We start from the raw sequence: 14,136 nt of genomic DNA on the forward strand, positions 1-14,136 counted from the left end.
AGACCGGCTCTTCGGCCTCGACACAGCCGAGCAGCTTGTTCGGCCATCCTCAACGCAGCCGGTCGCGCGCCTGCATCAGCGCAAACCCCAGGAGGTTGTCCCCGCGCCACAGCAGCGGGTTCGCCGCTTTCTTGTCATCGGCGGCCAGTCCGATACCCCAGACACGATCCATCGGGCTCGCCTCGACCAGGATCTGCTCGCCGGTCGACAGCAGATATGCGCGCAGGGCGGCATTCTGCCGGAATTTTTCAAAACTCCCCTCGCCCACGATGCGCCGTTTCTCGGCGTCCCATCTGGCCTCGTCAAAACCGCGCACCTGCCGGCCGAACTGCTTCGCCTGCTTCGGGCTTCCCGCCTGCAGGATCTGCGCCGCCGTCTCGCCATCGCCGAACAGCCGCGCTTTCTCGGCCATCATCCAATGTTCGGTTGTTGGATAGCTCCGCCCAGCCAGGACAAAGGGGGCTGGCCACCACTGGCTGAAGCAGGACGCAGTGATGCTGCCATCCTTGGAGGGCTGATGTCCCCAGAAGAAGAGGAATTTGAGCCGGGACTTCGCCCGGAAGGCATCTTCGAGCTGGGAACGATCGTAAATCATGGGCGCGACGGAACAGAGCGGACGGGTGACTTGTCAATACCGTTCCTGCTGTGCCGGCAGCACCAAGCTATCAGCTTATGCCTTGGCCTCACCCTCATCGGGCGTCGGTGCTCGGGCGCTGTCGGCGATGTTCATCGACGGCGCGCGAAGCACGGCGCCTCCTCAATCAGCATCAGTGGCGGGCTTCGCCTTCCCGCACTGCGCCAGCACTTTGCCTACGGCCCCCTTCGAACCCTTCAGCGGAAAACTGTTCGAACCATACTTGGCCGAACTGACAGACACATCGCCCTTCCCCCGCAACAGATCGAGCAGCGGATCAGCTTTCTCCAGATCCACCACGAAGTAATTGTACATGGCCTCCAGCTGCAGCGTCTTGGTCACGATCTTGCCGTCGGCCTTGAAATCGAACGCGCCGCTGAGGCCGGGCTCCAACTGCTGGCCGCTGGCACCGAGGTCGTAGCTCAGCACCGGCTTGTCGAAACAGGCCAGCATCAGATGCGCATCGCCTTTTGGTCCGCCGCAGACCGAGGCGGTCAGCACGCTGCCGCCCTCGTCTTCCTCCATCTTGGCGCTCCAGCCGCCGCACGACCCGGCAAAAGCCGGCTGCGCGGCCTGCAATGCGGCCACGACACCAGCGACGACGAGATATCCCGCTTTCATGATTCCCCACCTTACATTTGCAGCACCGACCGGCAGCATATAGGAAAAGCGATCCGGTGCCATTGTCTGTTCGGCACGGCCGTTCGGTTTGGAGAGTGTTGTGCCGAGAGTTCGTCTGTGTCTTCTGCTGACCGCCCTGGTGGCCTTGCCGGTCACCGCCCATGCGCAGTGGAAGCCGGTCGAGAAGGTCGAGACCTACGCCATTTCGGGCCAGTCCGGGCTGGAGCTCTACCGGTCGATCGGCGAGAACGGACCGAATGTCGGTATTGCCCGCGCCATCGCCTACACCAACTTCAAGCTGACCTGGGGGGTCAGGGACTACAAGCCCAGGGGCAAGGACTGCGTGCTGACGGCGGCGAAGCCTAGACTGATCATCACCTACACCTTGCCAAGCCCTTCCGCGCCGCTGCCGCCCGCCGTCCAGAAGAACTGGGAGGTGTTCATCGCCGGCGTCAGCGCCCATGAGAAGGTGCATGGCGCCAGCATGGTAAAAATGGTGCATGACATCGAAGCCGCGACAGACGGACTGACCGTCGCCGATGATCCCAAATGCAGCAAGACCAGGGCCGAGGTGGTCCGTCGGCTCGACGCGATCTCGAAGGCGAGGATACAGGCAAGCCGGGATTTCGACCGCGTCGAGTTCGGCAAGGGCGGCAATCTGCAGAAGCTTGTCCTCGCTTTGGTGAATGGCGGCTGAGCGCCTTCAAGCCTCGGACACCAGATCCTCGAGCAGCGCCAAACCTTCCGGCCAGTCGCCCAGGCCGCTGTCGGCATTGATGTGGCCGAATGGCCCGATCACGGCCAGGCGGCTGCCCCATTGCGTCGCCCGCGCCTCGGCATATTCCTGCGAGCCATAGGGATCATCGGTGCTGGTCACCACCAGCGAGGCGAAGCGCAGCTTGCCCAGCGGAATCTTGGCGAAAGCCATGCCGTATTCGGGAAAGACCGCCGACGCCGGATCGGGAACGCCGACCAACAAGGCCGCCCTGACCGGTCTTTGCGAAATCTTCTGCCAATGCGCGATCAGCAGGCAGGACAGGCTGTGCGCGACCAGCACCGGCGGCTCGGGCGCCACGATCACCGCGGCCTCCAGCGCCGCCAGCCAGTCGGTGAAATCGGGCAGTTCCCAGCTCGAGGGCTGGAAGCGCCGCATCGCCGGATCGGCGCGTTCCCAACGCGATTGCCAATGCGCCGGACCCGAGCCGCCGCTGCCCGGCAGGATGATGAAATGCGTCATGTCGCCTTGCTCCTATCGATTATGGCGCATGGTGGCGTCTTGAATTGGCCTCGGGAATGGGAAATCATCGGAAAAAACATGTCCTAGCCGATGGATTCAAAGTGACGCCATGAAGACCAGCGAGGAGCGCGCGCCGCTCGACCCGACCGACATCGCCATCATCGAGGCCATGCAGGAGAACGGCCGCATCGGCATATCGGAGCTTGGCCGACGGGTCGGCCTGTCGCAGCCGGCAACCTCCGAGCGGGTCAAGCGGCTGGAGGAGCGTGGCGTCATTGCCGGCTACACCGCGGTGATCGACCCGGCCGCGCTTGGCCTCGGCATGATGGCCATCATCCGCGTGCGCACCACGCATGAACACATCCGCCCTTGCCTGAAGCAGTTCGCCGAAATGCCCGAGATTACCGAGGTGCACCGGCTGACCGGCGAGGACTGCTTCATCCTGAAAGTGCTCGTGCCCTCGCCCGCCCACCTTGAAACCATCGTCGACGCCGTGGCGCGCCACGGCGCGGTCACCACGGCGCTGGTGCTGCGCAGCGAGACGCCGAAGTCGATCGGCCGCGAACTGATCCGCAGGTCAAGTGGTTCGATGGTTTGAGACGTCACCCACAGACAAGGGGAGAGGAAGGACGTCAGGGTCGGCGAACTCGCGCTTATGCGATCCTCACCCTACCGGATGAGATCGAGCGCGGCGGAGAGATCCCCCATCGGCGGCTGGTCGTTGCGCAGCGCCTTATCGCGGGCGACTATGCGCGGGAGCACTGGCACGTCGTAGCGCGGGGTAGCTGCGGAGCGAAATGGACCTGGAACCGATGACGACAGGACGAGGCAAACGCCTGATGATCGCGGCCGCCGCCGCATCGTTGTTCGGCTTTGCCATCACTTTGCCGGCAACCCTTGTCCGCGCCGGGCCAGGCACCGTCCACCCCGGCCCGCTATCGCGCGCCGACGCTTACGCACGGGCGCAGGCACTGACCGCCCTTGGCCGGAAAATGTTCTTCGATCCGGCGCTCTCCGCCTCCGGCAAGCAGGCCTGCTCGTCCTGTCATGATCCGCGCCACGCCTTCGGTCCGGCCTCGGCGGCACCCGTCGAGATGGGCGGTCCAAACCTCGACCGGCCTGGCGTACGCGCCGTGCCGTCGCTGCGCTATCTCCAGGCGGCGCCCTCATTCACCGAGCATTTCTACGATTCCGAGGACGAGGGCGACGAGAGCGTCGACAATGGCCCGACCGGCGGCCTGACCTGGGACGGCCGCGCCGACCATGGCAGGGATCAGGCGAAAATCCCCCTGCTCTCGCCCTTCGAGATGGCCAACAAGGATGAGGCCGCCGTCACCGCTGCCTTGCGCAAGGCCGCCTATGCCGGCGAGTTCAAGGCGGCCTTCGGCGACGACGTGTTCGACCACGCGAGCGCCGCCTTCGACGCCGCCGCCGAGGCGCTCGGCACCTTCGAGCAGAGCGCTGCCGACTTCTATCCCTATTCCAGCCGCTACGACGCCTTCCTCGCCGGCAAGGCCGAGCTGACGGCGCAGGAGATGCGCGGCCGCGCACTGTTCGAGGACGAGACCAAGGGCAATTGCGCCAGTTGCCATCTCAGCGAACCGGCCAATGACGGCGAGCCGCCGCAATTCACGGATTTCGGCCTGATCGCCATCGCCGTGCCGCGCAACGCGGCGATTCCCGCCAACGCCGATCCCGCCTATGTCGATCTCGGCCTGTGCGGCCCGCTGCGCACCGACTTCAAGGGACGGACCGAATATTGCGGCCTGTTCAAGACGCCGACCTTGCGCAACGTCGCGCTGCGCAAGAGCTTCTTCCACAATGGCGCCTTGCACACGCTGCGCGACGCCGTCGCGTTCTACGCCAGCCGCGATACCGACCCGGGCCGCTGGTACCCCAGAAATGCCGATGGCACGGTCAGGAAATATGACGATCTGCCAAAGGTTTACTGGGGAAACTTGAATCAGGATCCGCCCTTCAACGGCAAAAAGCCCGGCGACAGACCGGCGCTGACCGATGCCGAGATCGACGATATTGTCGCCTTCCTGGGCACGCTTACCGACGCCGACCAGCCGGCGGTGCCAGCGAACTGAACCGCCTTGCCCGGTCTGGCCTGCCACCAGAAGGTGTCTTGATCTTGCCGGATTTGATCCGTCGCAACGCCGGGGACCGGTAAAGAAAGACATATCGCATTAGCGCTTCCTAAACCGCCCTGCGGTATTCCTTGTCACTCGATGGTGGGACGCGGATGAACGCATTCAGGCGAGCGGCCGGATTTGTTGTGATCCTGTTGACCGGCGCGGCGACGCTGGCGGCGTTGCATATCGATGCCCAGCGAAACTTCGCGCTGGCCAAGGAGCGCTATCTCGAGAACTCCCAGGCAGCTTCCAGGGCAACGGCCAAGACCGTCGAAGACGCCTTGCAAGCCATCTATGAAAATGTGCGGACCCTGACCTATCTGCCCAGCGTCCGAAACCTCGACCGGCACGGTACAAATCTGGGCGACGAAGGCCGCGCGACAATCCAGCAGATCTACAACAACCTCGCCAACAACGTCTCGATTTCCGAGGTTTACTTCCTGCCGCTGGATTTCAACCCGGACCGCTTCGACGCGGTGACCGGCAAGCTCGAGGAGCCGATCCTCCAATTCGACCAGCTGATCGTCAATGCCGAGGCGAGATCCCAGGCCGCTGCCGACGCAAAGCCCGGAAAGTTGGACCAGAATGCCCTGGTCCGCCCGCCGGAGGAGATCGAGACCTATGAGTATCACGAGCTGGCCAAACAGCTCGCCTGGCTGAAGGCGAACTATCCGAATTCGGGCGCCATCGACGGGCTCAACGTGCCGATCATCGGCACGAAGGAGCTCATCACCTGCGACAACACCGATTTCATCCACACCGGCAATGATGCCGACCGCTCAGGCTTCATCCTTTCGGTCCCGGTCTTCGGCCAGGACGGCAGCCTGCGCGGCTCCGTCTCGGCGATCATGCTGACCTCGGCGCTGCGGAAACTGTTGCCGGGCAGCGACTACGTCATCGTCAATTCAGGCTACGGCTTTGAATCCGACCAGCACAAGATGTCGACGGCCCTGGCGGCGGATTCCCGTGCCTTCACGGCGGCCGACCCCAATCTGATCTATTCCGAAGTCATCCCGCTCTCGCTCAACGATCCCAGGAGCGCATGGCGTCTCTGGGCCGGTTTCCCCAACAGCCGGTTCGAAAGCAACCTGGACGTCCAGTCCGTGCGTCAATTCGAACTGGCCGGTTATGCGGCGGTGGCGGTGGTCACGCTGCTGGCGCTGGCCTGCTGGTACGCGATCGGGCGGACCATGACGATGCAGGTCGAGGCTGCCGAGACCCTTGAGCGTCGGGTCGAGCAACGCACCGCCCAGATTCAGCACCTCGCCACGCATGACATTCTCACCGGCCTGCCCAACCGGGGCCTCCTGGCCGACACGATGGACGAGGCATTGCGAAGCCTCAGGGACGGCGAGAAGCTGGCCGTCCATTGCGTCGATCTTGATCGTTTCAAGCCGGTCAACGACACGCTCGGCCATCCCATCGGCGACGAGCTGCTCGGGGCGGTGGCGAAGCGGTTGAAACACGATGCCGGCGAAACCGCCATGGTCGCCAGAATTGGCGGGGACGAGTTCGTCATCCTTCAGCTCCTGCTCGATGGCAACGACGAGGCCGGCGTGCTGGCAAGCCGCGTCATTCATGCCCTGTCCGACGAATTCTCCATCCAAGGCCACAAGATCAACATCGGCGGCAGCATCGGCATCGCCGTCTTCCCCGACGACGGACAAAATTCGGAAACCCTTATCCGCAATGCCGACCTTGCCTTGTACAAGGCCAAGATGGAGGGCCGCGGCACCTGCAGGTCGTTCGAGCCGGGAATGGACGCAAGGCTGCAGGAGCGGCGCCAACTCGAATCGGAACTGGCGCTCGGCGTGAAAAAAGAACAGTTCGTCCTGCATTATCAACCGCTGCACGACGCAAAGACCTCGCAGCTCACCGGCTTCGAAGCGCTGGTGCGATGGAACCATCCGCGCCTCGGCCTGCTGGCGCCGTCGGAGTTCATCCAGTTGGCCGAGGAGACCGGCGTCATCGATGCGCTTGGCGAATGGATCATGCGGCGTGCCTGCGCCGACGCCGCGAAATGGCCCCTGCCCGTCAAGGTCGCGGTCAATCTCTCGCCGGCCCAGTTCAAACAACATGGGCTGCCGCTTCAGGTCGCCTCGGCGCTCGCGGCTTCAGGCCTGCTGCCGTCACGGCTCGAACTGGAGATCACCGAGTCGGTGCTGTTGGCGAACAACGAAAACACGCTGAACACGCTGTACAGCCTGCGCGACCTCGGCATCTCCATAGCCATGGACGATTTCGGCACCGGCTACTCCTCGCTGAGCTATCTCAGGTCATTCCCGTTCAACCGCATCAAGATCGACCGCAGTTTTGTCAGCCTGATGTGCGAGAGCAGTGAAAGCCGGGCGATCGTCAAGGCCGTCGCCGAGCTCGGCACCACGCTCGGCATGACGACGACCGCCGAAGGCGTCGAGACCGAGGACCAGTACCAGCTGGTCAAGGAGAATGGCTGCACGGATGTCCAGGGCTGGTATTTTGGCCGCCCGATGCCGGCCTCCGAGCTTCATACGCTTTTCGAACAGCCGGAAGCCCTCACCGCGTAGTCTGCCAGCCGGCACGATGGCGTAGCGGCATCTAACCCCGCCAGGCCGCCAGATCGCCAGGATCCGCGCCTTCAGCGCCGGATCGGCGTAGCTCGCCCGCACCGATGTCGCGGCGAGCTGGCGGATGGTTTCGTCGTCCCAGGCGAAAGCCTCGGCGCAGGCGGCGTAGGATGCCTCGAGCGTGGTGCCAAGCAGCGACGGATCGTCGGTGTTGATCGAGACCGGGACGCCGGCCTTGCGCAAGGCATCGATCGGATGTTGCGCAAGCGAGGGATAGACGCCGAGCGCCAAATTGGAAACCGGACAGATGCCCAGGGGGATCTGTTTGCGCGCCAGCAAGTCGACGAGCTCCGGGTCCTCGATCGCCCGCACGCCATGGTCGATGCGGTCGGCGCCCAGCAGTTCGATGGCGTCGCGAACACCCTCCGGGCCGCTCGACTCGCCGGCATGAACGGTGCGCCGCAAACCCGCCGCGCCGGCCCGGCGAAACGCTTCGGCGAAGCGCGGGCCGGTGCGCCCGGCGGCCGCTTCGTTGCCGTCGATCGACAAGGCGACGACACGCCTGTGCCTGATCGTGCTCAACAACTCCACCAGCTCGATCGCCTCCGCCGCCGACTGGGTGCGCAGCAGGCTGACGCAAAGCCCGACCGGCGGGTGGCCATCCTGTTCGGCGACCGCGAAACCGGCATCGAACGCGTCGATCATCCTCGCAATGTCCTTGTGCCAGTGCGGCCAGTGCGTCGGGTTGACGATGACGTCGGCGTAGCGCACGCCGCTGCGGCCCATGCGCTGCGCGAACTTGTAGGCCGTGGTGGCGAGCTGCTCGCGCGTGCGAAAAGTCCCGCACAACCAGTCGAGCATTTCGAGGAAGCTCTTGAGATCATGGGCCTCGAAGAGCCTGTCGCGCGGCGCGCGCAGCGGAATGCCGGCCTCCTCGCAGTTCCGGATCACATCGTCGGCCTCGAAGCAGCCCTCGATATGGATGTGCACTTCGGCTTTCGGCAGTCCGATGAAGTCGGCCAATGACGCCTCCCCTCTTGGCTGGCGTCATCAAATCATGAAACGGCCGGTGCCGATTTCAAGAAATGATTGAAAGAACTACGCATGGGTCGTGGGAGCCCCGTGCCCGACGCCTCACAGCGCCCTGATAACACCCCCATCCACGCGGATGTTCTGGCCGGTTATATAGCCCGCCCCATCCGAAGCCAGGAACGCGATCGTCGCGGCGACCTCCTCCATTGTGCCGTAACGCTGCATCGGCACGTTGTCGCGGCGCTCTTCGGTGGCCGGCAGGCTGTCAATCCAGCCGGGCAGCACATTGTTCATGCGCACATTGTCGGCTGCGTACGTGTTGGAGAAGATCTTGGTGTAGGCGGTCACTCCGGCGCGGAACACGGCCGAGGTCGGGAACATCGCGCTCGGCTCGGCCACCCAGGCCGTCGAGATGTTGATGATGGCGCCGCCCTTCTGCTTGACCATTTGCGGCGCCACGATGCGCACCGGCCGGATGACGTTCATGAGATAGACGTCCATGCCGGTGCGCCACTGCTCGTCCGTGATCTCCAGGATCGGCGCGCGCGGCCCGTGGCCGCCGCTGTTGACCAGCACGTCGATGCGGCCAAAGCGCTCCAGCGTCAGGTCGACGAGGCGCTGCAGGTCGTCATTCGACTGGTTGGAGCCGGTGACGCCGAGGCCACCCAATTCCTTGGCCAGTGCCTCGCCCTTGCCCGAGGATGACAGGATGGCGACCTTGAACCCATCCGCGGCCAGGCGCTTGGCCGCCGCAGCCCCCATGCCGCTGCCACCGGCCACGACAACAGCCACTTTTTCTACACTCATTGGGTCTTCCTCTCAGCGGACACCGCAAGCGGTGTTTTTCGGTATCTGAACGGTGATATAGCTGGTTCTGTCGCTCGGTTCGAACCAGAATGCCTGAAATCAACCAGTAGAAAAACTCCTGTATGCCCGAAGCCTTCCTCAGCCTGCCACCGCTGAATGCGCTGCGCGCCTTCGAGGCCTCGGCGCGCCATCTCAACTTCCGCATCGCCGCCGAGGAGCTCAACGTCACCCAGGGCGCGGTGGCCCAGCACATTCGCGGCCTGGAGGCCCATCTCGGCACGAAACTGTTCGAGCGGCTGCCGCGCGGCCTGGCGCTGACCGATCAGGGCCGCGCCTATGTGCCCAACATCCGCCGCGCCTTCGACCTGATCTCGGAGGCAACCCAGCTGTTGCGTCCCGAACCGGCGCGGCTGACGATCAGCGTGACGCCGAGCTTCGCCACCAAATGGCTGATTCCCCGGCTGCAGGATTTCATGGCCGACAATCCGCTGGTCGACCTGCGCGTGCTGGCCAGCGAGAGCCTGTCGAGCTTCCAGTCCGACGGCGTCGACATCGCGGTGCGGCAAGGCCGCCCGCCATTCGGCGCCGGCCTGATCGTCGACCTGCTGTTTCCCCAGCAGATCATCGCCATCTGCAGCCCGGCCCTTCTGCCGGCCGGCGCAACCGAAATCGCGGCGGCCGAAATCCAGCATCACGTCCTGCTGCACGACGCGCACAATCTGTGGCCGGAATTCATGGAAAAGGCGGTCGGTCTGAAGATGACGGCCGAGCTCAAGCGCATGCGCTTCAACCAGACCAGCCTCGCCATCGACGCGGCCATCGCCGGCCAGGGCATAGCGCTGGCCAGCCGCTTCCTCGTCGCCGCCGACCTTGCCGCCGGCCGGCTGGTCCAGCCGGTCAGCGGCGAAATGCGCGGCACGCAGGATTTCCATGTCGTCATGCCGAGAAAGCAGCGCTATCCCGAACCGACGCAGGCCGTGCGGCAATGGCTGCTGGATGCGGGGGAACCGGTCTAGATCGGCAGCAACGCGTCCGGCTTCACGTTGGCAATCGAGGCGTAGGTATGCGTCTCCCTGACGCCGGGCAGCGGCAGGATCACCCGCTGCAGGAAATCCTGGAACATCGCCATGTCGGCGATGCGCGCCTTGACCAGATAATCGAAGCCGCCGACCACCATGTGACATTCGATGATCTCGGGCGCGCGCAGAACCGCTTCGGCGAAGCGGTCGAAGACATGCGGCGCCGTATGATCGAGCCGTACCTCGATGAAGACCAGTTGCGCCTGCCCGATCCGGGCCGGGTCGAGAACGGCCCGCACCGCCCGGATGAAGCCATCGGCGAAAAGCCGCTTGATGCGTTGCGCCGCCCCGGTCGGCGACAGGCCGACGCGACGGGCCAGATCGAGCGTCGTGCGACGGCCATCCTCCTGCAGCAAGCGCAACAGCGAGCGGTCGATACGGTCGAGGTCGTCCATTCTGGATTCACACATTTCGGCCATAGATGGCGCGATTATCACGCAAAAATCGTGAAAACAGCATATTTCATCACGCTGCCGAGTGGCAATACCGTTGGCGGGCAACGCAACCCGACCAAGGAAAAATTCCATGATATCGGCCACACCGACCAACCGCAGCGCCCAGACCAAGGGCGACACAGCTGTGCTCATCCTGAGCGAAGCCGAGGTGAAAACATGCATCGACCTGCGCCGGCTTCTCGATGTGCTGGCGGAGGGCTTCAAGGCATTGTCCGGCGGCAAGATCGTCAATCCGGCGCGGCCGCAGCTCGACATTCCACGGGCCGGCTATTCGCTGGCGATGCCGGCCTGGATGGCGGGCATGCATCTGACGGTGAAGATCGTCAACGTCTTCGAAGGCAACATCGCCCGGGCCATCCCCAGCCATCTCGCCACCATCCATCTGTTCGACCCGCAAACGGGCATGCCGGTCTGCGTCATGGACGGCACCTATATCACCGCCGTGCGCACCTCCGGCTCGGCCGTGCTCTCGGTGCGGGAACTGGCCCGCCGCGACGCCAAAGTGGCGACGGTGGTCGGCGCCGGCGTGCAGGCCGGCCAGCACTTGCACCTTCTGCCGCTGGTGCGGAACTTCGCCGAAATCCGCGTCGTCTCGAAGGAGCTCGCGGACGCGCAGGCACTGGCAGCCCAACATCCGGGCGTCGTCGCCGTCAGCGATATCGAGGCCGCGGTGCGCTCGTCGGATGTCGTTTGCCTGGCAACGCATTCCTACCAACCGGTGATCTCGGCCGAATGGCTGCGGCCCGGCACACATGTCTCGTCGGTGGGCGTAGCACCCCCCGGCGGCGAACTGCCGATCGAGCTTGTCGGACAGGCCAGCCTGTTCGTCGAGACCAGGGCCGCCTTCGCGCCGACTCCGGTCGGCTCTTGCGAACTCGATGGCATCAATCCGCAAACCGGAACCGAGCTTGGCGAGATGCTGCTTGGGCTGCGGCCGGGAAGGACCAGCGCCGACCAGATCACCGTCTACAAGGCCATGGGTGTTGCCATGGAGGACCTGGTGGCGGCGGATCTTGCTTATCGCGAGGCGGTTCGGCGAGGACTGGGGCGGGCCGTGACCTTGTAGAGGGGGGCTGCGTATTGCCGGAGCCAGTGCCTGATTGCCCTGCCGGCCATTCTCTCCTTGGAACGGGAAGAAATGTCCAGTCAAACGACCAAGGGCAGGTCGCACCGTTTGACTGGATGCGAAATCATTTTTACGACTGCTGGATGCAGTCGAATCCTTCCCAAAAAATCGTCGTCATCGGTGGTGGCATTGCCGGCCTTTCGCTTGCGGCGGCCGTGCGGGACTGGGCATCCGTTACCGTCCTCGAGCGCGAGCCGCATCTCGGCTATCACGCCAGCGGCCGTTCCGCTGCCTTGTTCACCGAGACCTACGGCAACCGGCTGGTGCGCGCGCTGACGCTGGCCAGCCGGCAGCAAATCGTCGAGGGCGGCTTCGTCGCCCATCGGCGCGGCGCGCTGCATGTCGGCTGGAAAGGCGACGGCGCGGCAATAGACAGGCTGGCCGATGAATTGCAGGCGCTGGTGCCCAGCGTGCGCCGCCTGTCGGCGGCCGAGCTCCACGCGCTGGTTCCCGCCATTGCCACCGAAGCCACTTGCGGCGGCGTCTATGAGCCGGACGCGGTGGATATCGACACCGGCAAGATGCTGGCGGCCTGCGCCTCGGCGCTGAAGGCCAGCGGTGGCTTGATCCGCACCGGCGGGGAAGTGCGCGCCATTTCGCAAGACGGCGGCCGCCTGCGGGTGGAAACGAGCGGCGGTGTCTATCCAGCCGACATCGTCGTCAACGCCGCCGGCGCCTGGGTCGATGTCGTCGCTGGCCTGGCCGGACTGTCCGGCCTTGGCTTCCAGCCCAAGCGGCGTACCGCCTTCCTGTTCGACCCGCCTGCCGGCACCGACATCGCCAGCTGGCCACTGGTGGTCGACCTGCACGAACAATTCTACTTCAAGCCCGACGCCGGCAGGCTGATCGGCTCGCTCGCCGACGAGACCGACTCCGAGCCTTGCGACGCCTGGCCGGAAGACATTGATGTCGCCATCGCCGTCGACCGCATCGAGCAGGCGACGACGATGCGCATCGATCGGCCGTCGACGCCTTGGGCGGGCCTGCGCACTTTCGCGCCCGACCGCACGCCGGTCGCCGGCTTCGACCCCCGCCTGCCCGGCTTCTTCTGGCTCGGCGGCCAGGGCGGCTATGGTTTCCAGGTGTCGCTGACCTTGGCCAGGCTGAGCGCGGCGCTGATGCGCGGCGAGCCCCTGCCGGAAGATGTCACGGTCGGCGTCACGGCGGAAGCGCTGGCGCCCGACCGTTTCCTGGTTCCGGCGACGACGCCATGAAACCCACGCTGCCGCTGCTGCTCAGCCTCAATGGCGGCTATGTCGACACCGCCGGTTTCCTGGCGCTGCAGGGCCTGTTCACCGCGCATGTGACGGGGAATTTCGTCACCCTCGGCGCCTCGCTGGTGCTCGGCATTTCGGGCGTGCTGGCAAAGCTGCTGGCACTGCCGGTGTTCTGCATCGTCGTCATCCTGACCCGGCTGGCCGGCGAGCATTTGCGCCGGCGCGGACATCAGGCGCTCGGGGTGCTGCTGGCGACCAAGCTGGCGCTGCTCGTCATCGGCGCCGCCCTGGCGATCCGCTTTGGCCCCTTCGCCGGCGGCGACAGCGCGGCCGCGATCGTCACCGGCATGGTGCTGGTCGCCGCGATGGCGATCCAGAACGCGGTGCACCGGGTCCACCTGGCCGCAGCGCCGCCCTCGACGCTGATGACGGGCACCACCACGCAGATCATGATCGACCTCGCTGACCTCATCAGCGGCACGGCGCCGGAGGCCCGCCCGGCGCTCATTGCTCGCCTGCGGCGCATGGCGGCGGCGGTCGCCGTCTTCGCCGCCGGCTGCGCGGCCGCCGCTCTCGGCTATGCCTACGCCAATGTCTGGTGTTTCATCGTCCCCCCGGTGATCGCGCTCGCCGCGCTGCTGCTGCGGCTTTCAGCGCCGGACGGGGAGGCCGGATAGGTCACCCTCAGCCTTCGTCCGTCCAGATCAGGCGCAGCAGGCGCAGCAGCGTCGCCCGCTCTTTCTTCGTCAGCCTTTGCAGAAACCTGTCCTCGTGCCGGCGAACCTGTCGCCGCCAGCCCGGCATCGCCTGTCGGGCCGCCGGCGTCAGGGTCAGCACCCGCACGCGTCTGTCTACGGCGTGGTCGTCGCGCTCGACCAGCCCGCGCTCTTCCAGCTCGGCGAGCAGCGGCGCCATGTTGGCGCTCTTCATGCCGAGCAGGCGGCACAGTTCCGCGGCGCGGATGCCTGGCCGCTCATCGATCAGCGCCAGCATGCCATAGGTGACCGGGCGCAGGCCCGCTTCGGTCAGTTCGACGGCGAAATCATTGAGCGCGAAAGCCGAGGCACGCTTGAGATTGTAGCCGATCTGCGCATCGAGCGCGTCGTCGGCCATCATTTCCGGCCCGGTGTGAGGCTGGGTTTCGTCCATGCCAACCGATCGCCGCGATGTAGGCTCTTGTCAAGCAAAAAATACTATGCGACATAGCAATTGAGATAGCTATGCTCCATAGCAATTTCCTATGA

At 65.0% G+C, this 14,136-nt stretch carries 14 protein-coding genes and 1 pseudogene; 8 read left to right on the plus strand and 7 right to left on the minus strand.

What is annotated here, in order from left to right:
- Nucleotides 1-49: 49 nt before the first annotated feature.
- Nucleotides 50-595: an NADAR family protein gene (locus tag ACWGS8_RS09965; protein WP_454580751.1), complete on the minus strand. Its 546-nt coding sequence runs from the start codon at nucleotides 593-595 to the stop codon at nucleotides 50-52.
- A 162-nt stretch (nucleotides 596-757) separates the two neighbouring features.
- Entirely contained in the window at nucleotides 758-1,255 is a 498-nt protein-coding gene (locus ACWGS8_RS09970) for a hypothetical protein (protein ID WP_454580752.1), read from the minus strand.
- Nucleotides 1,256-1,355: 100 nt separating this feature from the next.
- Between ACWGS8_RS09970 and ACWGS8_RS09975 the strand changes: the two genes are divergently transcribed.
- Entirely contained in the window at nucleotides 1,356-1,952 is a 597-nt protein-coding gene (locus ACWGS8_RS09975; protein WP_454580753.1) for a DUF922 domain-containing Zn-dependent protease, read from the plus strand.
- A 6-nt stretch (nucleotides 1,953-1,958) separates the two neighbouring features.
- Here the strand turns inward: ACWGS8_RS09975 and ACWGS8_RS09980 are convergent, their stop codons facing one another.
- Nucleotides 1,959-2,492: an RBBP9/YdeN family alpha/beta hydrolase gene (locus ACWGS8_RS09980; protein ID WP_454580754.1), complete on the minus strand. Its 534-nt coding sequence runs from the start codon at nucleotides 2,490-2,492 to the stop codon at nucleotides 1,959-1,961.
- A 109-nt stretch (nucleotides 2,493-2,601) separates the two neighbouring features.
- Here ACWGS8_RS09980 and ACWGS8_RS09985 point away from each other — a divergent pair, with 109 nt between their 5' ends.
- From ACWGS8_RS09985 to ACWGS8_RS09995, 3 genes are all read left to right on the plus strand, one after another.
- Nucleotides 2,602-3,090 (plus strand): Lrp/AsnC family transcriptional regulator, encoded by a 489-nt coding sequence (locus ACWGS8_RS09985; protein WP_454580755.1) that lies wholly within the window; start codon nucleotides 2,602-2,604, stop codon nucleotides 3,088-3,090.
- 214 nt (nucleotides 3,091-3,304) lie between these two features.
- Nucleotides 3,305-4,585, plus strand: a complete 1,281-nt coding sequence (locus tag ACWGS8_RS09990; RefSeq protein ID WP_454580756.1) for a cytochrome-c peroxidase — start codon at nucleotides 3,305-3,307, stop codon at nucleotides 4,583-4,585.
- 155 nt (nucleotides 4,586-4,740) lie between these two features.
- Nucleotides 4,741-7,176 carry a putative bifunctional diguanylate cyclase/phosphodiesterase gene (locus ACWGS8_RS09995; protein WP_454580757.1) on the plus strand — a complete coding sequence of 812 codons (2,436 nt, stop codon included), beginning with the start codon at nucleotides 4,741-4,743 and terminating at the stop codon, nucleotides 7,174-7,176.
- Between the two features lie 114 nt (nucleotides 7,177-7,290).
- Here the strand turns inward: ACWGS8_RS09995 and add are convergent.
- Nucleotides 7,291-8,166: pseudogene (add, locus tag ACWGS8_RS10000) on the minus strand (adenosine deaminase); the annotation flags it as partial.
- A gap of 144 nt (nucleotides 8,167-8,310) precedes the next feature.
- On the minus strand, nucleotides 8,311-9,015 hold the full coding sequence (locus ACWGS8_RS10005) for an SDR family oxidoreductase (protein WP_454580758.1): 705 nt from the start codon (nucleotides 9,013-9,015) through the stop codon (nucleotides 8,311-8,313).
- A 122-nt stretch (nucleotides 9,016-9,137) separates the two neighbouring features.
- On the opposite strand from ACWGS8_RS10005, the gene gcvA reads away from it, so the two are divergent.
- A complete protein-coding gene (gene gcvA / locus ACWGS8_RS10010) occupies nucleotides 9,138-10,031 on the plus strand; it encodes a transcriptional regulator GcvA (RefSeq protein ID WP_454580759.1) in 894 nt (297 codons plus the stop codon).
- Here the strand turns inward: gcvA and ACWGS8_RS10015 are convergent.
- Nucleotides 10,028-10,489 (minus strand): Lrp/AsnC ligand binding domain-containing protein, encoded by a 462-nt coding sequence (locus ACWGS8_RS10015; RefSeq protein WP_454580760.1) that lies wholly within the window; start codon nucleotides 10,487-10,489, stop codon nucleotides 10,028-10,030. The genes gcvA and ACWGS8_RS10015 overlap by 4 nt on opposite strands.
- A gap of 130 nt (nucleotides 10,490-10,619) precedes the next feature.
- Between ACWGS8_RS10015 and ACWGS8_RS10020 the strand changes: the two genes are divergently transcribed.
- From ACWGS8_RS10020 to ACWGS8_RS10030, 3 genes are all read left to right on the plus strand, one after another.
- Nucleotides 10,620-11,615, plus strand: a complete 996-nt coding sequence (locus ACWGS8_RS10020; protein WP_454580761.1) for an ornithine cyclodeaminase family protein — start codon at nucleotides 10,620-10,622, stop codon at nucleotides 11,613-11,615.
- 143 nt (nucleotides 11,616-11,758) lie between these two features.
- Entirely contained in the window at nucleotides 11,759-12,889 is a 1,131-nt protein-coding gene (locus ACWGS8_RS10025) for an NAD(P)/FAD-dependent oxidoreductase (RefSeq protein WP_454580762.1), read from the plus strand.
- Nucleotides 12,886-13,569, plus strand: coding sequence for a YoaK family protein (locus ACWGS8_RS10030; RefSeq protein WP_454580763.1), 684 nt, complete (start codon nucleotides 12,886-12,888; stop codon nucleotides 13,567-13,569). The genes ACWGS8_RS10025 and ACWGS8_RS10030 overlap by 4 nt, the downstream gene beginning before the upstream one ends.
- A gap of 7 nt (nucleotides 13,570-13,576) precedes the next feature.
- Here ACWGS8_RS10030 and ACWGS8_RS10035 read toward each other — a convergent pair whose 3' ends face one another.
- Nucleotides 13,577-14,041 (minus strand): MarR family winged helix-turn-helix transcriptional regulator, encoded by a 465-nt coding sequence (locus ACWGS8_RS10035; RefSeq protein WP_454580764.1) that lies wholly within the window; start codon nucleotides 14,039-14,041, stop codon nucleotides 13,577-13,579.
- Nucleotides 14,042-14,136 lie beyond the last annotated feature (95 nt).

This window comes from Mesorhizobium sp. 43Arga, assembly GCF_053714255.1.